This is a genomic window from Psychrobacter sp. CX5 (genome assembly GCF_057621535.2).
On the sequence record NZ_CM177735.1, the window covers coordinates 1,342,887 to 1,361,529 of the forward strand.

Sequence of the window (18,643 nt, forward strand, 5' to 3'; positions counted from 1 at the left end):
TACCAAGCGCCTGCAGCCCTATGCGTCACCAAGTATATCCGCTCAGAAAATGCCCGTTAAAGCATTTTCTCTTGCGAACCTAAAATTGCAGTGCAATTTTTAACGGTTCTCATGTCACGGCTAAACCGCTCCTCCAGTTGACGTTCGTAGTGGTAAGCAAGGCTCCGTATCAAAAACATGCTTATGTAAAATGAAAGTGTGGGTGATAACCTGTGTGAATATTTACCTTCGTGGGTTCCACTTCGTTACACCCACGCTACGCTTACTGGTTAATAAGAATCGGGGAACTACCCAGCTTTTTATTAACCAGTTTCGTATTAACCAGTTTCGTATTCACTGGCTATCAGAACCGGTAGCCACTCCTAATCCTTATATAACTTTAGTCCTTACATAATTCTAAAGTAAAGCAAGTCTTATAATCTTGAGTCAAGATAACGTCATAACAGAGCCCAACAACGTGCACCTGATACTTACCGCTTTTTGCGCCGCGAGTTCGAATGACTATCTCACGTGACACACAATTAACCCCTTCTTCCTCACAGGGTCCGATATCACCAAAGCATATCCCACCGCTGGGAATCACTTCAACAGAAGGCGTACCATCAGGCAGGGTAGGGACCGCTGAGCCATCCTCCATCGTCACTTGCAGTTGTGCGATGTGGACATTACTTAAGGTAAGGTTCGAGTAGCAATTACACACCGAAATAAGTGCAATTTCCACATCATCTGTCTCAAAGCAGTCGCAGTCACTGTCCCCCCACTTGATAGAGACACAAGGCTCAATAGTCGGTAGGTCTATCTCGTTGCACTCAGAGCCGCAAGCATTACAAATAGCATTGATTAATAAGGTGACGTATTGCTCCTCACTGACTGGGCCATGATAAGTGCTGCCTCCAGTTGGATCAGTCATGTTGTCATAAGAGGCGACAACAGCAGGGCTATTATTACTGCCGGGCGTTATTTTATGAGCAAATACCACCACCCCATTAGCTAAAGCAGCAGCAGTCGCATTGGTTGCAGAGGCATCGTAGAATGCTGAATAACCATCAAGGGCAGTATCACTAATATAGAAGATAGCTTTACACGCCCCGTCTCGCCAATCATAAAAATTACTAATATCAGCAATCGAATCGGCGCCCTCCTCGCCAGGGTAGGTAGAGTCTCCTGCAGGCTGCGGTTCATCTTGTTTAAAAGGGCCTAAACTGCCAATACCCTCAAGGTATTGTTGATGAGTTTGGGTAAAATTGGTGCCGGCAAGGGTTGAGGTAATATCTCCCAAATCCCCCGATGGATTGGCACCAGATTTTGAACCATCGACAGCCAGCCATGTAACGCGCAAGTCTGATGGACATTCATCAGCGGCCTTGCGCAACGCCTCATCAGCCGCTTCGGCAACTGCAGTAGCTGCCGATGACATTGAGCCACTGGCATCGATGAGTATGACCAAATCGACTTTAGGCGTGCCAGAAGATGACGAGCCGCATCCACAGCCTGCCAAGCTGTCTTCACAATGAGTTAATGCATTCAGCTTGTCCTCATTGAGCTTGTACATTGCCTCATTGACATTTTGTAGCAGACGCTGACAGGTCTCATCGATGCGAGCAACATTGCTCTGTTTGCCAGTATCTTTGTCTTGATTACCATCGGTCCAGTCTTTACTGACACTTTTGATTGAATTTTTTTGCGTACGCTCCTTCATAGTGTTCTCCTTGGTTGCATTAGAGTCCGTCATATTTATGGATGCAACTAAACAACATATGAAAGACGCTGAGGGTTACTCTTTAAGTATACGACTGTAAACTATGAATTAATAGTGTGTATGAAGAGACTTTTGTAAGTTGTATTTTTATTAGCTCTACCCTTATAAATCGTTCCAAATCTTGGCGTATTTAAAAGCCAACAGCTTATGGTGTTAAATCAAGTACCTTAAATATTGATTGTGTATTATATTAATACCTATTAAATACTAATTTAATCAAAGTATAATAATAAGGTCAGTCATAAAAATATGATGGTTTATCACTCATGCTTCTAAGCATCGGCTTTGATTCTGCATCAGCGTATTGCGCCAGCTATGACGGCAGTCCACTTTACGTTAACCATTAACTGGCTGTGGTTATTTGATAGGTTATATTGGGTTAAAGATGGAGACTATTGCCGTTTGGGTCGCTGCCCATATAATTGATAAAGACCTACGGTCTAAGCCAATATATTTTATTCTGTATCAACGTGACTATTCAGAGAGTTTAAAATTAGAGCTGCTTCGTGCGATTCAGAGTTCACAGGGATTGGGTTTTGAGTAGCTGATCGCGCCATTCGCTACTATCTTGATTACTCACTGGGGCGGTGACTAATAGCCAGTTGCGTTCCTGTTGTCTCGATACCGCTCCTAGCTAAGTCACCGCAACCCAGTGGTCAACCAAGTATATCCGCTACTGACACGGCTAAACCGCTCCTCCAATTGACGTTTGCAGTAGTAAGCAAGGCTCTACACAAATAACATACTCATAGAAGTTGGGAGTGTAAGTGATAACCTGTGTGGGTATTAACCTTCGTGGGTTCCACTTCGTTACACCCACGCTACTTACTTAAAACTATTCTCAACCCATAGCCATCAATCAGATTGGATACATTTAATGAAGACCCTTCTAAAAAACCGATACCTCATCACCTCGTTATTATTAATCAGTATGAGCGCCTGTGATACACAGTCCGACGAACTAACTCACGCTAAACCAACGCCCACAAAAGCCAGCCAAGCTGAGTCAAACCCTATAGAAACTGCTGATGATGCAGAAAGTATTGAAAAAGAAGACATTGTAGAAAAAGGCACGGTAACCGCGATAAACGTCGATACAACTAAGGCGAACTGCGATGCCGTGAGCGCCATGATGTCACAAGTCAGCAATAGCAGTAAGATAGAAGCTATTAAACAAGTTAATGAAGCGCTTCCGGCTTGTCTAAAACAAACGGACAGTAAAACCGCGCTCAAGCTACTCACACAATACGATAAGATGTATAACCGCTTTTTAGACAACGGCTTACGGGGTGGGGATGACCTCGGAGTTTTTAGTAATCTAGCATACAAGGTAGACTCTGGCGAAACCCTCTCAAAGACTGAACAGGCAACGCTAAATCCACATCTTAAATACTTACTCACATTATCACAGAGCGATGAAGACGTTTATCTTAAGCACATAGGCGAGGGATACTATACTTTTAGTCATGATTTATCAGCAATGGTGTCTCGGTTTGCCCCTTATTTAACCAAACAAGACCGTGCCTTCTTTGAGCGTATGGCAAAGGACAATCAGGATATTTTTTGGAATGATGCATCCATTACCGTCTCTTTAGAAAACCTTATAGAGCGCGCTTTGTTTTGGGAAGATTATTTAAAGCGTTATCCAAATGGACGCCATAAGCAAGAAGCCCAGCAACTGTATAACATCTACCGGTTCTCTGTAATCTATGGTTCTGATAACACAGATTGGACAGACGATGCCATGCACTACTTCTATGAACCAGAAGATAATTTGGCAATGATTGAGTTGTCGCATCAGCCCAACAGTCAGCTGGCAAAAGACGCTGAGAAATTCTTACAGTTTATGCAAACCTCAGATGCTGAGCGCCTTGGTGAGATTGAACCCAATGGTGATGACTATCAAGATATTTATATTGCCAGACAGCGGGTTGATGAAGTATTGCAAATCCCTAATCCTTGGCAAGCAGGAAGCTCAACAGATTGCTTTACAGGTATATTCTGTCGTTAGTATTTTGTAGCTGATCCTGCTTTTTGCTACTATCTGCCAGTCTGAACAGGTCAGTGGTATCAGTTTGTGCCGTCGCTTGCTTCGCGCGCCGCCCCAAATCTGACCACTGAATCCTGTTCAGACTGGCAGTATATCCGCTTCAATCAGGGCTAAACCGCATCTCCATTTGACGTAATCTAGAGTACTTTGAAATAGTAGCAAATAAGGGAGATTTCAAGTGCATATCAATGGCAGTCAGTTTTAGTTGTTTTCTTTCACATGTTGCGTTAAGCGAATATCTTTCAATGTGTCTTGTATGGCATCTCTAGCCATTCTAAATCTTATATCATGGCTATATTTTATATCCTCTTTAATGATTATGTTGTTTAATAGGTCTAAATAACTCTCTATTATATTTAAATGATATGGTGTTAACTGACTCTTGAACTTAAAATAGAAATTATCAGTAAGTTTTAAAGGACGAAACAACTCTTTACGAGGTCTGTTGTTATTACGATAAATCTTTATTATTAGTTTAATACCTTGTTCAAAATTAGAAAATGCGTTATTTAATTCTCTGTTAGAGTCGGAAATAGAGCTTTGAAAGTAGTAACGTGCTAATTGAGTTTCGATATCATCCGTCCAATAGTTAGAACGATTTCTCGCAAGAGACATGGCATTTTCGAGGTAACTTTTAGCTCGATTTAAGTTTTCTTCATCTGGGTGGCTAAGTCGAGCTATGGCATATTGAAGCCAGAAATGAGGATTATTACGTTCTTCAGGTATTTCTCTTAATCCCTGATAAAATAGGATTAAAGACTCTCGTTTCCCTTTTTTTGGTAGCATTTTTTGTATGTATCTAAAACTAGCCAAGTCCTTATAAAAATGAAAATAAAATTCATTGCCATCACTCTTTGCCCGTGCATTTTTAGCTATACTTACAAGTGTTTCAACTAGTAAAGTAGGGTTGGGGAAGTTAGTTAATATAAATTCTGCTAGGGCAGAAGACTTGGCGATAACTGTACTATTATTTCTAGTAGTGAGTTGTTTAAAAGCCTCAGTCTCCCTGAAAGATTTATTAAATATTTCATTTGAATCAGTCAACGCAGCAACCATATGTAACGTTGGAACCGTAATATTACTCATAGATAAGGTTAGAATAGCTACAATATTAATTAATAATGCATTAGAGTTTTGCATAGTATCGAAGAATATATCCAATCTTCTCCTGACTTGAGGTGATTGTAGTAAACCTAGCAATATACCATGAAACTCCCCATTTGCAGCCTCAGTCAGAAACTTCATTTTTTGTTTATTATGCTTTGCGTATAGGTCTCCCCATATTCCATATAAGTCAAAATAACTTGAGATTTTTTCAAGGTCAGTTTTACTTAATTTATCTAGTGATAATTCCAAAGTGTCTTCGATAGCGATTACTCTATTAGAATAAAATACCTCATTAGCTACTCTTTCATGTTCATAAGTTCTGGATGTAAGGATTAACTTTGTTTGAGGGCGTCTGTTAGAGTTTATATGACTTACGATGTGGAGATTTGATGTATAGTTTTCTACTACAAATAAAACTTTCTCATATTTTTCAAGTATTTTATTAACCTCATTAAATGCGTACTTTTCTAGGTAGTCATCATTTATTTCGAAAATCTTATAACCTTTGTTATAAAAATACATTGATACTTGTTTAGCAAAAATAGTCTTTCCATTAGCGAGTCCTGAATGAAGTAGCAAGTTTTCATTTTTATTAAATCCAGCTATTATATCAGGGAAGGATTCACGAGTTATACAATAACGATAATTCTCTGATATGAGATCGTTGTACAGTAAATTAGTATCTAAATCTCCATTTAATAATAAATTAAATATAAAAGTATCCTGAATTATAAATTCCCTACTTTTGTATTCTGGCTGTGAAAAGCTAGTTACAATTAATTCTTCTTCATCTAAGGCTAGTGGATCAACATTGCTTAATTCTTTGGCAAAGGTGCTAGCACCTTTATTGAGTACTGTTCCAAAACTATCTAAATCTAATTCCTCAATTTCATCCTCAGTAATATCCTCTCGTTCAATAAAAAAAGTTTTTTCTTTCAGTTCTGGACTTTCAAACAATATTTCCTGTATATCAATATCATATAGTGAATAACCAACAAAGAATACAGCATGCGCAGAATTTATGTCCCTTTTAAACACCTCAGACCAAACAGAGTTTCTGAACTGAGCAGTTAAGTAACTTGGATTCGTAAGCTTAAATGAAGTATTCAGTTTGTCTGGACTCACGCTATTGATAAACCCATTGATATGTATGACTCTTTTTTTGTTAGCACTATTTCTAGGGATATCTGTAGAGTCGACAGATTGATACAGCATTTCATGTTTTTGCGCACCAGCTTCAAAGACATTATCATAGTTTGTTGTATACACCTGTCTCCATGGGCATTTGAAAATACTTGAATAAGATTCAGGTGTATTTTTGACTAAAAAATAGGATCTTAATATATCTATGAGAGAATCAGATGATTTGTTCTTTAAATAGCGTTTAGTTGCTAAACCAAGGTCTGTTGTCATTTTGACTTTAGCTTTATCGCATAAAATTTCAGCTAGTTCAGAGCCAGAAGGTAATTTATTGTTTTGTACAGAATGTAAGCCTCTTGAGAAACCTGCTCCAAGGAATAATACTGCGTTACCGTTCCGAGCTGCTATTAGTGCTTGTTGATAGTCCATAATTTAAAATCCTTTAAAATTTCTTAATAACTTATATAGTGTAAAGCATCAATTTATACCATGAAGATACTTACTAATAATTTTAAGTGTTATCTATAATGCCATATTAAGTTGTAATGTGTATATTAATGCAAATTTGCTGTAACAAATCTACTCGGAAATTGAGTGAAAATAACATGACTAAATGTAGCGTGGATACATCAGATTGATGACCTATAAATAGTATAATTCTTGGTTCATCATCCAAACTACCGATTTTGCTAAATAATAATTTATGAGTAATACTGCAATCATCTTAAATCTCAATCATAGTAGCGAAAAGCAGGTTTTCGATATAACGAATCCACCGTCAATTCCTTACCCATCGCTTTAGCAATTTCTCATAACCCCCACCCAAACCTATCAACAGCAAACATCCTAAACCATCCCTCGAACCCTAGCCATAATCCCACGCCCAATCACCAACCGCACATACCCAATCGCAATAATTAACAACACCGCTATTAGTAACACTGCACCGAGCGCAAAGCGATCCCAAGGGATACTAAAGCGCAGATTAAACCACTGGGTAATCAGTACATACGCCGTAGCACTCGCCAGCACTACCGCAAATGCCCCTGCACTGACGCCAAGTAAGCCAATCTCCAACATATTGATTTTATACAAATCCCGCTTTTGCATACCGAGTAAGCGGAACGAGGCACTATCACGCAAACGATCTTGCGAAGTGGACAATAGCGAGGTAATCAGTACCATAATGCCCGTAATCATCGCAAGTAGGGTAAACACCTGCACCAAGCGGCTCATCTGACTCACAAAGCCCTGAACTTGCTTGGCAATCGCCCCACCATCAATAGTAGTTATCGCAGGAAACGCACGCACTAGATCGGTTTGTAATTGTGGAATTTGAGTGGCATCTACTTTGGTCGTGGCAAACTGAATTTGTGGTGCATCCGCCAACACTTCAGGCTCAAATAAGAAATAGAAAAATGGACTAGGACCACGCTCGTAGCGTTCTCGAATACTGGTAATTTGCCCGACAATTTCGATACCTTGAATGTTAAATCGAACTTGATCGCCCATACCCACATTGAGCAGTTCAGCCGCACTGTCTAATATCGATAACGGCACGATCTCTTCTTTGCTGTCACCTTTATTATTTGCAAGAGAGTCAGCCACAATCGGTGCATAAAGCTGGTCAGGCGCAACCGATTCTTTTATAAATTCAGTATCCATCACGCTATCGGCATAGCTCAAGTTAAACACTCGAGTTGGGTCATCGCCCTCACTTTGTGGTACCTCAATCTTGTCAGCAGCCACACCGCCAGCCTCAGTCACTCTCGCACGTACCACAGGATAATAAGTAATCGGCGCATCAATCATCGTGTTCAATGCGTCATGCTGATCGCTTTGTACATCGAGCAAAAACAGATTTGGCGCATCTTCGGGATACGCCTGTACAAACTGTTTATTCAGGCTATGGTTTAAGAGCGTAATCATGGTCAAGACTGCGACCGATAAGGCAAGGGTCACAAAGAATAGCCCCGACTGATTGCCCTTACGCGATAAGTTATGCAACGCAATACGTGCCATCCAGCCTGACTGTTTTCCCCCAAGCCTCTTACCAAACAAGCCACGCTCTATAAGTTTTGCCAGTAGCCACAACCACCCCTTACCAAGCAACCAAAAACTGCCAGCCAGCACCAGCATACCGCCCAATACCTGTAAGCCTGTCAACAGTGAGCCAAACTCATAGGCGAGTAACCCATAACTTGCTAATAACACCAAACCATACCAATACACAGGCGGATGTTGGCGGGTATTGCTAGTAGACTGTTTGAGCACCGCTGATGGCTTGGTATGAGTGACCGCATATAAGCTTTGTTGTACCACTAATATAGTTATCACCAGCGCCACGATACTAATTTTGACCAAACTTACCAACTTAATAGATAGCTGAATATCAGGTGGCAAAATAGCGGTTAAATACTGCGCTCCGATATTGAGCATTGCCAAACTTAACAGCCCAGACGCAATACATGCCAGCACTGCCATCCCCAAAAATAGCAGATAATAACTGCTCTTAATCGAACGTACCGACTCACCGAGCGCACGACGAATGGCATTTGATTTTTGTTGCAGGCCAACAAACGCCTTTACCACGCTTAAGAGTGCCACAGCCGACAAAAACAACACCGCAATCACCAGCAGTTTTAAGAACATTAGTACATTATCCGATACCTCAGTCACTGACGTATCCGACTCATCCGCCTTCGTCATCTCCACATCTTGCGAGGCGGGCAGGGCATCGATAATTTGCTTAAGTTTGGTCTGCTCACTGGCAATGGCGTCAGGACTAGCCGCCAACTCAATACGGTAATTAACTCGGCTACGTTGCCCCATTAAATTGGTCGCTTCTAAGTCATCTGCGCTCATAAGCACCCGTGCGCCAAACCCAAAGGCAGTCAACGGACGATCAGGCTCAGTGACCAGTTCATCGGCGATGGTAAACACCGCATCACCAATTTTGACCTTATTGCCTACTTTAAGATTCAGCCCTGTCAACACTTGTGTTTCCACCACCACCGTATTGCGCTGCATCTGTTGCCATAAGGGTTTACCTGACGCTAACACTACCTCGCCATATAATGGATATTGGTTAGACACTGCTTTTACACGGGCGAGCAGGGTATTCACGTCTGAATCATTGTTAGCGTTAGCGTTAGAAATAGCATTGACGCTAGACACCATCGCATTAAATTGATAATCGTAAACCACGCCTGATTCAACATTCCTATTAGCAGAACCAGCGGATTTTGAATCCGTTACCGACTCAAACGCCTGTACCGCCTCTAGCACATCGGGCGTCCACGCTTGCTTACTGCTTAAAATCAAATCACCACCAACCAGCGCCCGCTGATTATCGGTTACATAGTCGCGCACCGACTGTTGAATCGAATCCAGTGTCAAATAGGTCGATAACGACAATACCATCGCCAACAAAAACAACAACGGATACACCCAATGTCGCCACCAGCTACGGTTAAGCGATTTACTACCTAGGTTGTGGTAGGATGCAGTTGAAGTAGGTGAAGGCTTGTGTGTGATCGTGTTTGGTATCATAGGCGTATATTTAGTAGGTTAAATAATAGATGTTTTTATTTTACCTGTTTTGCATTCTGTATTGGGTTATGTTTCGTTTGGTAGTGGTCAACTTTTGATAGCGTTAATAATCTGGGGAATGGGGTTTAAAATAGAAAATTACATAACACGATAAATACTGGCAAGGATACGATGTGACCGCTAGCCCTGACTGGAGCGGTTATCCTGCCGAAGTCAATGCCATTGCAGACTGTGGCTAGAGGGGGTCGCTCGAATGTTGGAACGCCTCTAGTCACGATAGTCTGCATGGCATTGCAAGGCAGATAATAGCGGACGGCAGGAATAGCTCGGGAATAGCTACTTAAGTTTTAGCGCATACAATGCTATAGTCAAAGTCAAACTAAGAGAGTGATAGACATTTGACATCAATTTAATTCAACATACAGGCGTAGTTTGTCATGGACAAGAAAGTTAAAGATAAACTAATCCAAGGGTTGAGTTTGGGTTTTATAGGTATGACATTAGTGGCATGTTCAAAGCCAGCCTCATCCAGTTTAGAGTCTGAGATAGCGTCAGCATCGGCATCGTCAAATGATGAGAGGGGTGAAGTTGAGTGTAGAAACGCTAGCGGCAAGTCGGTAAAGCTGGGTTATTCATATACTGAATTAACGAATCCGCATTCTATAAGTCTGACTATGAATGACCAAACTTACACCGTTTACGAGTCGCCTGCATCAAGGATGCTTTATCTCACAAAAGATAGTATTAATAATCACAATGAACATTTACTTGTCACGACTCAAAAATACGGCTTTATGGTAGAAAGTTTTTTTGAAAACAAGGGCTCTGCGGATTACTCAACCTCAAAGCTACTCTACGATTGTATTAATGGGCCACCTTAAAGAACAAGAATAATCTATTATTCATACCCATCAAAAACTAACCCCTAGCATCAGGTTTATTATCAGATTCACGCTATTGCCACGGGAAGCTGAATGTCAAAAGATTGCTCCCTTCCTTTTCCAATCGGTCAAACAAGCTTGACTCTTGCGAAGCTAAAAATGTCTCCCAGAGCTTTTATTAACGCTTCTAAGGGCAGAGAATGGAGTTATTAGACTACATCAAAAATCTAACAACCGAGCCTTCACAACCTCACCAACCTGCTCAACAACAGTATCTATTTGCGTTAATATCTGTCTATTATCATATCGTAAAACCAGTATCCCTATTTCAGCTAAGCAATTATCACGAATGTTATCTTTTTCAAGCCCTTGTGATGTATGATGCTGACGACCATCGCATTCAATAACCAGCTTCGCTTTTGGACAATAAAAATCAACAATATAATTCAGTAATGGACGTTGACGATAAAACTGTACCTCTGCAACCTGCTTTCTACGAATTTTGGACCATAACAACAGTTCTGCTTCGGTTTGATTACTGCGTAGATGACGGGCAGGCTCTTTTAAATTCGGGTTTGCAGGTAGCATCTAAGTCCTTATTTATTTTAGCGTAAAGTCAGACTCGTATAATCCCCCCAACCCCCCTTTGAGAAAGGGGGGCTAAAACCTTAGAAATTCACGTAAGGATTGTCGTCTTTAACTTTTAAAAAGTTTGCCTAGAGCGTTTATATTAAGCTGAATGTGAAAAGATTGCTCCCTTCCTTTTCCAAAGGAAGGGCTGGGGATGGATTTTCTAGTCTCAGCTATAAGAATAACGCCAGTCACACAATAACCAGTTTTAAAGTGACGACGATTATCAACCCAAAACCCGCCCATCATGAATAGTAATCACCTGATCCGCATTTTCAGTCAATGCAGGGTCATGTGTCACCACCACCAAAGCGGTGCCGGACTGTTGTTGTAGCTCTAGCAATAAATTCATCACCTGCTGGGCGTTTTGCTCATCCAAGTTACCTGTTGGCTCATCGGCAAAAATGATTTTTGGACGAGCCACTAGCGCCCGAGCCAATGCGGTGCGTTGTTGTTCACCGCCTGAAAGTTGATGTGGTAAGCTGTCACGGCGATGGGTTAGGCCTACTGCAACCAGCAGTTCTTCGACTCGATTGGCGTCTGGCTGACGGGAAATATCAAGCGGAAACGCAATGTTTTCGGCAACAGTTAACGTCGGCAACAAATGAAAGGACTGGAATACAAAGCCCATATCTTGTTGACGTTTTTGTGCCAGTTCATCCTCGCTCAAATCCGTTAAATTCTGACCATTTAGCCAAACCTCACCGCTATCAGGATAATCCAGTCCTGCAAGAAGTCCAAGCAAAGTAGACTTGCCCGACCCTGATTTACCCATGATTACCGCAAACTCACCAGCGCCAATACTCACATTGACGTTTTTGATAATGTCCGTCTTAGTCTCGCCAATCATCACGCTCTTGCTTAAATTGCTGGCGTACAATAGGGGTTTGCTGGTTTTATTCGAATGGGTGTCACTCACTGTTTTACGCATCGACTTATTCATTGGACGGTCTCATTAGGCTCAGCCTCTTTACTATCCACAAATTTTTTAAGCGTTGGCTTTAGTACGGGCAATATATTGTCATGAACTATCTTGGTATATCCCTCAGCTGTGGGATGAATGGCATCTGATTGGTTTAACTTGGGATCACCACCTACGCCTTCTAAAAAGAACGGAATAAAAGCAATGCCATATTCTTCAGCAAGTTTGGGATAAATCGCTGAAAACTCTTTGACATACTCATCACCTAAGTTGTCATAGATTTGCATGCCGCCCAGTACCACAATGCTACCATCACTTTGCAAGCGCTCGATGGCGGTACGGATATTCTTCTCAATAGTGGCCACATCGATACCGCGCATCGCATCATTGGCCCCAATGGTTAAAATAGTAATATCAGGTTTGGTTTTTAGTGCCCAGTCAAGGCGATTTACCAGTCCACTACTGGTCTCACCACTTAAGCCAGAATTAACTACTTTGGCATTAACATAGCCTGCACTCTTAAGGGCTTGTTCTAATTGGGCAGGGTATGCCTGATTTTCTGGGACACCGAGACCTTCAGTGAGAGAGTCGCCGAGTGCTAAGATAGTGATGGGTTGTTCGATAGTTTGTGCTGGCGTGTTGTCTTGAGCGGTTGAATGGTTCTCAGGTGTGATAGCCGTTTGAGTAACGGGCACTGACTCATCTGAGACGGTAGAGTTTGATTCGTTAACTGAGGTAGTTGAAGCGCTGTCTTTAGTGTTGGGCTGACAGCCTAGCATCGCTAGACTGGTGAATAACGTAAGTACAAGAGGTTTTATTGATATGGGAGACATTCTGATTACCTTGCTATATAAAGTTTTTCATAACCTATAGTAGCAGGATCAGCCTTTATTATTTGTCCAAGATTGGTTAAATAAGTATACCGCTCTTATTCTGCAAATATTGATTAAGCCTCTGAAAATACCAACGAATATAAGATATGATCCTGCCATATCTCGTAAATATCAAATAGGATCTAATAAGGCTAGATGCTTGTTAGCTTGTGGCATTATCATAAAGCTCTCGCACCACCTCACCAATGACTTTAATCCCTGCCTCCAAGGTTGCGTCACTGGCCGCAATACTCATACGCACACACTCATGAGCATGGGGATAAGTGCTAGTATCTAAACCGGGATAAAAGTGTTCGCTGGGTACGATCAAGGTCGCTTTTGCTTTTAGATGATCATAAAGCTCAAGGGTAGTGATGGGTAGGTCTTTAAACCAAACCCATAAAAATATTGCCCCCTCAGGCTTGTGAATCAGCACAGGATAGTCGCCAAGCTCTTTTTTTATCAAACGGATGGCGAGCTCGGCCTTGGCCGCATAAAAAGGCTTAATCGTATCATCGCAAAGCTGCTTTAAGGTATCGTCTTTTACTAATGGGGTGGCTATAGCGGGGCCAAAGCGGGAAGGGGCAAGGTTGATCACCGCATTCATGGTGGTCATAGCACTGATAACGTCTGGATTGGCAATAACAATGCCGGTACGCACACCGGGAAGACCAATTTTTGAGAGGCTAAAACATAAGATGGTATTGGCATCCCAATTTAAAGTCACCTCCGGATGGATGATATTTGGAAAGGGTTCGCCATACGCATTATCAATGATTAAAGGAATGTCATACTGTTTGGCAATACGGGAAAGGTGCGCCATTTCGTCGTCGGTGAGCACATTGCCTGTTGGATTGGTAGGACGAGAGCAACAAATTGCCCCGACTTCTCCATTTTTTAGGGCAGGTAAGTTCTCTAATGCCTCAAAATCTATGGTGTATTTAAAAAACCCGGCTGCATCGTTATGAGTCACCTCTTCGATATCAGGTTTGAGAGAGATAAAGTGATGACCATCAATTTGTACATCGCTATATCCCATGTATTCAGGGGCTAAGGGCAATAAGATAGACTTAGTGAAGGTTGAGCCGTTATCATCTTCGAATTTACCTGAAAACAGGTTAAATAAAAAGAAAAAAGCATTTTGCGAACCATTGGTAATAACGATATTGTCAGCGGTTAATTGCCAATCATAATGACGATTAAAAAATTCAACAAGGGTGTCAATGAATGTCGCATCACCTTGTGGGTTCGAGTAATTGCCCACCGAGTTTATGGCGCTCCCTTCAATACCACCGTCTTCCAATGATTGATAAGACTGCAAATACGCCTCATTAATTTTATCGATACGGGCAGGATTACCACCGCCTAGTAAATTAACAGGAGTTTCACTGCGTAGAGCGTCGCCCAAATCATCCATAAGCTGTAAGATAGGGCTGTGTTTGGTAAACTGCTGTCCGTATTTTGAAAACTTCATATTAGTACCGTTTAAGTTGTGAAAATATAAATTTCTAGATTTGGTTTAAGATTTATTATATTAAGCAAGGGATTATTAAACTAGCGTAATGCCTAAGCTGGCCTACCGTCAATCATTATAGGACGACTGGCGAGCCAAGACATGATGACATTTAATGCAGTCAGAATTAATATAAATAGCAGGGGAACTTCCCAGCTTTGTGTCTGTTCAAGTAGCCAACCTGCGCCAAACGGCCCTGCGAAAGCCACTAGATAAGCAACCGTCTGTACCATGCCTGATAGTTTACTGGCTTGATTTGGACTATAGGTACGCAGTGAAAATAGCATAATACATAACGTGAAGATACTAGCACAGCCTAGTCCCATAATCGACGACCATAGCCAAGAGAATGAAGAGGATAAATAACAAATACCCACTAAGCCAATGACATTTAATGAAGAGGCAATCAGGGCCACTGTTTGTATCTGAATGCCGCGGCGAATAAGCCATGTCATCACCATAATAGCGATAGGCGCCATAAACTGAAAAATTGAGCCCATGTTGCCACCTTCAACCTCAGTAAGGCCTTTACTCATCCAAATAGAAGGCAAAAAGGCAGCGACGGTATAAAATAGTAGCGACTGTAACCCCATAAACACGGCCAATTGCCAAGCAAGCGGCGCTTTCCATATAGAGACCGCTTCTTGGGTGGCCTCATCAGTGGTTAAAGTGGCAACGGGTAGCTTATGTGAGGAGCCAAGCTTGAGTCGCAAAACTATCCATGCCACAAGCGCCGCCATACCCAGCGCAGACCAGCCGCCGAGCGCCCATTGCCAACCGACTTTTTCGGTCAAGGGATACACCAAGCCAGATACCACACCAGCCATCACCGACATCGTCAAACTAAATATGCTAGTCACCAAAGCAATATTGTTCGGGGTTCGCTGCTTAATCACAGGCGCGACTAGCGTGTTAGCGAAGCCTATTGCTAACGTGAGTATAAGGGTGCCTGTGAAAAAGCCGGTCCAGCTCACCCACCAAGAGCGCATAATAATACCTAGGGTAATAAAAAAAACCACCCCAATAAGCGTATTTTCAATGCCAACTCGTTTGCCAATATTAGGCGCTATTAAAGCACCGAGTGCAAACATGAGCATCGGTATAGCGCCAAGCCATCCTATATGGGCGGCATTGATATCTAAAGCGTCTTTTACTACGGGGGCAATAGATCCTAAGGCAACGATAGGGGAGCGCATGTTACTGGCCATGAGCACGATGGCAATTAGAACCAGCCAAAAAACGGTGCGCGAATTACTTACTTTATCGGAGCTACCTTGATGAGCGCTACTTTGTTTCGAAGCGCCAATATTTGCGGCGGTATGAGTGGGTGTTTCGTACATAATGACTCACTTAACACACTAATTAACGGCTTCGCGTTGAGAATCGCGCTCTTTACAGTGTACTACAGCTGTTCATCTATAATGAGCCAATCTTTATCTTTTAGCCAACTTCATCAGTTAATGACGCAATAACGGACAGATAAGGGTTTAAATCCTATGCACCAAATCATGACTATCCGCTTGTGCTAACAAGCCAACCGATATGCCACTCACTAATATTTAAAGACTCTTGTATCACGGGCGCAATCGACCCTAATGCTACTAGTGGCGATCGCATATTTGCAGAAAGCAAAACGATGGCAATGAGCACCAACCAAAACACAGTATGTGATGTTGGCGTCTAATTGCTCGATTGCTTGATGTCTTATTGATTAACGTCTTATAGTTTGGCTTCCTATTGATTGATAATGTCACTGGTGTCGCATCAATGCTGGAGCTAACCTGATTTTAGAATGATTAGAGGGAATCAAGGACATAGTAAATCACCTAATCTGACACGATATAGTCAGACTAAAGAATTACGGTGTTAAGCTCGCTAAGACTACTTGAGAACTACTTGCACTCGATTGCCTTGTACTACTTTTATCTGGCTTCGACTATAGGATAATATAAATAATATGGTCAAACCATTCATTGTTAAAGTGTGACAGCGTTAAGCTCACAACGACTACAGATATTGTCGAATTTAGCACAAGCAGATTTAATTCAATAGGATGGCGTTGACTGCCGTGGGAGGTACTAAGTAGACTGTTTGATTAAGCTTATTAAACTATATTGAGCATCTTAGGTAATCGACTTACCAAGTTTACCGGCTTTCTTGCTATCAAAAGCTTTTTCATCGTTAATCTGTTCACATTTATTGGGATCATCACCACAAAATTGGCACGTTTCATCCCCCATTAAATTAGCAACACGGCCACATGAACCGCGTAACGGTTCCTTTTTTACCATATAACCAATACCCATCATCAAAAAGAACAGCACGAATACGGCGAAGGTAATGCCTAAAATGGGAAGGAGTTGAGCGAGCATAATATCCTCACTTAATTATGATGAACAAGTTTAACTACTTAACAAACGATAAAATGAGTCTTATAAAGGTAAGTCATAACTTTGTCGTTCTTTATCTACAACTAAATTATCTATAACTTAATTTGAAATTGTCTTAGACCAATGTATCAACAGTGTTTTATCATACTGGATTTTACCATACTTACGCACCTTGATTAGTATCAGCTCAAGGCGCTGCAGTATAAATACTGTAATGATGGTTTGGATTGTTTTTACGACGCTTGCATCAAAACCGTCATTCACGAAAGTACGTTACTACCAAAAACGAGCAGCTTAGATGACATGAATAGCAAAATATGCCGCTGCACCTGCTAAGTACCCCACCACCGCTAAGCCGCTGATACGTTTTAAGTACCACATAAAAGGAACTTTTTCCATACCCATCGCCGCCACACCTGCAGCTGAACCAATAATTAAACAGCTACCCCCAGTGCCCGCACAGTAGGCTAAAAAGTGCCAAAACGCCCCATCTTGTAAGAATAAGCTTTGCCGAGCCAGCTCATCACCACTCATACCTGCCAATGAGGCATCGGTTAATAAGGGATACATTTTCATCGCACCCGCCACCAAAGGCACGTTATCTACTAGCGATGACAACAACCCAATAAATACGTTAATGACATATAAGTTACCCAATGTATTGTCTAGCCATAATGCCACATCGGTAAGGTGGCCGGCTGTCGCCAGCCCTGCTACCGCCAATAGGATACCTAAGAAGAACAAAATACTTGGCATATCAACTCGTCTCAGTACGCCAACCACTGTCATATGTTGCTTAACGTACCAATCGTGATGACGGTGCATTACTTCGGTAAAGATCCAAAGCACGCCCACGCCAAATAAAATACCCATATACGGCGGCAAATGGGTGACGGTTTTAAAAATAGGCACAAAGGCAAGTGCGGACAAACCCAACGCGAGAACACTGATACGCATTTTACTTGTGATTGCTTGTTGTGCAATGGCAGTTAGGTCAGTAGGATGCGCAGTTATCGTTTCCGAATCCTTTAAGGATGGGGCTTCCATAATGACAGCAGGCGCTGCATTATTATTTGCTGAAGCCACCTCGTTACCAAGATAGTTGCTGCTAGAGGCTTGAACAATAGGTTTTGCAGGTTTAGGACGGGCTATCTGCTTGCCTTTAAATATGACGCTCAATATGATCATCGGAATAATAGCGGCTATCAAACTCGGTAGGATCAAGTCGACTATAATTTTATTAGCGGTTACTTGGTTGCCAATCCACAGCATAGTCGTAGTGACATCGCCAATGGGAGACCAAGCGCCACCGGCATTAGCACAGATGACAACCATGCCCACATACCACCATCTCGTTTCTTTATCAGCGACGAGTTTACGCAGTAACGAGACCATGACGATAGTGGTGGTCAGGTTGTCTAACAGCGCTGAGAAAAAGAAAGTAAGGATACCAATGGTCCATAATAGCTTGACCGCACTGGTGGTTTTAATACGACTAGTAATAGCATAGAACCCGTCATGTGCATCAATGAGCTCCACGATCACCATGGCGCCCATCAAGAAGAATAAAATCTCCGCAATTTCTGCAAGGTGATGTCGAAGCTCAGTATTAATAAGCTGCGTCACCTCTACACTGTGAGACGGTTCCAACTGACCTGAGAGTAAGTGCTCTGCCAGTAAGGTATCGGCACCAAACACCAGTAGGGTCCAAATAATAATTGCCGTCAGTAAGGCTGAAGCTGCCTTGTCAATATGAAGATTATGCTCTAGGGCAATCGCGACATAACCTAATACAAAGACAATTGCCATCAATGCGTAAATCATTGC

Annotated in this window: 13 protein-coding genes; 3 read left to right on the top strand and 10 right to left on the bottom strand. The window is 42.0% G+C overall.

Going from position 1 to position 18,643, the window contains the following annotated elements; all coding sequences use genetic code 11:
* Positions 1-379 precede the first annotated feature (379 nt).
* The gene (locus tag AC21OG_RS05220) at positions 380-1,699 is read right to left on the bottom strand and encodes a hypothetical protein (RefSeq protein WP_487376275.1); all 1,320 of its coding nucleotides are present in this window, start codon (positions 1,697-1,699) and stop codon (positions 380-382) included.
* A gap of 937 nt (positions 1,700-2,636) precedes the next feature.
* Between AC21OG_RS05220 and AC21OG_RS05225 the strand changes: the two genes are divergently transcribed.
* Positions 2,637-3,770 (top strand): hypothetical protein, encoded by a 1,134-nt coding sequence (locus tag AC21OG_RS05225; RefSeq protein ID WP_487376277.1) that lies wholly within the window; start codon positions 2,637-2,639, stop codon positions 3,768-3,770.
* Between the two features lie 240 nt (positions 3,771-4,010).
* On the opposite strand, the gene AC21OG_RS05230 is transcribed toward AC21OG_RS05225, so the two are convergent.
* Both AC21OG_RS05230 and AC21OG_RS05235 read right to left on the bottom strand, forming a co-directional pair.
* Positions 4,011-6,485 (bottom strand): SIR2 family protein, encoded by a 2,475-nt coding sequence (locus AC21OG_RS05230; protein ID WP_487376278.1) that lies wholly within the window; start codon positions 6,483-6,485, stop codon positions 4,011-4,013.
* 417 nt (positions 6,486-6,902) lie between these two features.
* Positions 6,903-9,608 carry an ABC transporter permease gene (locus AC21OG_RS05235; protein WP_487376279.1) on the bottom strand — a complete coding sequence of 902 codons (2,706 nt, stop codon included), beginning with the start codon at positions 9,606-9,608 and terminating at the stop codon, positions 6,903-6,905.
* A 437-nt stretch (positions 9,609-10,045) separates the two neighbouring features.
* On the opposite strand from AC21OG_RS05235, the gene AC21OG_RS05240 reads away from it, so the two are divergent.
* On the top strand, positions 10,046-10,489 hold the full coding sequence (locus AC21OG_RS05240; protein ID WP_487376280.1) for a hypothetical protein: 444 nt from the start codon (positions 10,046-10,048) through the stop codon (positions 10,487-10,489).
* 219 nt (positions 10,490-10,708) lie between these two features.
* Here AC21OG_RS05240 and AC21OG_RS05245 read toward each other — a convergent pair whose 3' ends face one another.
* From AC21OG_RS05245 to AC21OG_RS05265, 5 genes are all read right to left on the bottom strand, one after another.
* Positions 10,709-11,077 carry an endonuclease domain-containing protein gene (locus AC21OG_RS05245; protein WP_487376281.1) on the bottom strand — a complete coding sequence of 123 codons (369 nt, stop codon included), beginning with the start codon at positions 11,075-11,077 and terminating at the stop codon, positions 10,709-10,711.
* Between the two features lie 268 nt (positions 11,078-11,345).
* Positions 11,346-12,062 (bottom strand): ABC transporter ATP-binding protein, encoded by a 717-nt coding sequence (locus tag AC21OG_RS05250; protein WP_487376282.1) that lies wholly within the window; start codon positions 12,060-12,062, stop codon positions 11,346-11,348.
* On the bottom strand, positions 12,059-12,874 hold the full coding sequence (locus AC21OG_RS05255) for an arylesterase (protein ID WP_487376283.1): 816 nt from the start codon (positions 12,872-12,874) through the stop codon (positions 12,059-12,061). Before AC21OG_RS05255 ends, AC21OG_RS05250 begins: the two co-directional genes overlap by 4 nt.
* A 202-nt stretch (positions 12,875-13,076) precedes the next feature.
* Complete coding sequence (locus tag AC21OG_RS05260) at positions 13,077-14,387, bottom strand: valine--pyruvate transaminase (RefSeq protein WP_487376284.1); 1,311 nt, start codon at positions 14,385-14,387, stop codon at positions 13,077-13,079.
* Between the two features lie 92 nt (positions 14,388-14,479).
* A complete protein-coding gene (locus AC21OG_RS05265; RefSeq protein ID WP_487376286.1) occupies positions 14,480-15,766 on the bottom strand; it encodes an MFS transporter in 1,287 nt (428 codons plus the stop codon).
* Between the two features lie 182 nt (positions 15,767-15,948).
* Between AC21OG_RS05265 and AC21OG_RS05270 the strand changes: the two genes are divergently transcribed.
* On the top strand, positions 15,949-16,110 hold the full coding sequence (locus AC21OG_RS05270) for a hypothetical protein (protein WP_487376287.1): 162 nt from the start codon (positions 15,949-15,951) through the stop codon (positions 16,108-16,110).
* Positions 16,111-16,549: 439 nt separating this feature from the next.
* Here the strand turns inward: AC21OG_RS05270 and nqrM are convergent, their stop codons facing one another.
* Positions 16,550-16,798, bottom strand: coding sequence for a (Na+)-NQR maturation NqrM (gene nqrM, locus AC21OG_RS05275; RefSeq protein WP_487376288.1), 249 nt, complete (start codon positions 16,796-16,798; stop codon positions 16,550-16,552).
* 312 nt (positions 16,799-17,110) lie between these two features.
* Entirely contained in the window at positions 17,111-18,640 is a 1,530-nt protein-coding gene (gene nhaD / locus AC21OG_RS05280) for a sodium:proton antiporter NhaD (protein ID WP_487376290.1), read from the bottom strand.
* Positions 18,641-18,643 lie beyond the last annotated feature (3 nt).

What these genes read in the sequence shown, in the direction of transcription:
- AC21OG_RS05220 (WP_487376275.1), bottom strand. Translation starts at nt 1,699, where the DNA reads ATGAAGGAGCGTACGCAAAAAAATTCAATCAAAAGTGTCAGTAAAGAC.
- AC21OG_RS05225 (WP_487376277.1), top strand. Translation starts at nt 2,637, where the DNA reads ATGAAGACCCTTCTAAAAAACCGATACCTCATCACCTCGTTATTATTA.
- AC21OG_RS05230 (WP_487376278.1), bottom strand. Translation starts at nt 6,485, where the DNA reads ATGGACTATCAACAAGCACTAATAGCAGCTCGGAACGGTAACGCAGTA.
- AC21OG_RS05235 (WP_487376279.1), bottom strand. Translation starts at nt 9,608, where the DNA reads ATGATACCAAACACGATCACACACAAGCCTTCACCTACTTCAACTGCA.
- AC21OG_RS05240 (WP_487376280.1), top strand. Translation starts at nt 10,046, where the DNA reads ATGGACAAGAAAGTTAAAGATAAACTAATCCAAGGGTTGAGTTTGGGT.
- AC21OG_RS05245 (WP_487376281.1), bottom strand. Translation starts at nt 11,077, where the DNA reads ATGCTACCTGCAAACCCGAATTTAAAAGAGCCTGCCCGTCATCTACGC.
- AC21OG_RS05250 (WP_487376282.1), bottom strand. Translation starts at nt 12,062, where the DNA reads ATGAATAAGTCGATGCGTAAAACAGTGAGTGACACCCATTCGAATAAA.
- AC21OG_RS05255 (WP_487376283.1), bottom strand. Translation starts at nt 12,874, where the DNA reads ATGTCTCCCATATCAATAAAACCTCTTGTACTTACGTTATTCACCAGT.
- AC21OG_RS05260 (WP_487376284.1), bottom strand. Translation starts at nt 14,387, where the DNA reads ATGAAGTTTTCAAAATACGGACAGCAGTTTACCAAACACAGCCCTATC.
- AC21OG_RS05265 (WP_487376286.1), bottom strand. Translation starts at nt 15,766, where the DNA reads ATGTACGAAACACCCACTCATACCGCCGCAAATATTGGCGCTTCGAAA.
- nqrM (WP_487376288.1), bottom strand. Translation starts at nt 16,798, where the DNA reads ATGCTCGCTCAACTCCTTCCCATTTTAGGCATTACCTTCGCCGTATTC.
- nhaD (WP_487376290.1), bottom strand. Translation starts at nt 18,640, where the DNA reads ATGATTTACGCATTGATGGCAATTGTCTTTGTATTAGGTTATGTCGCG.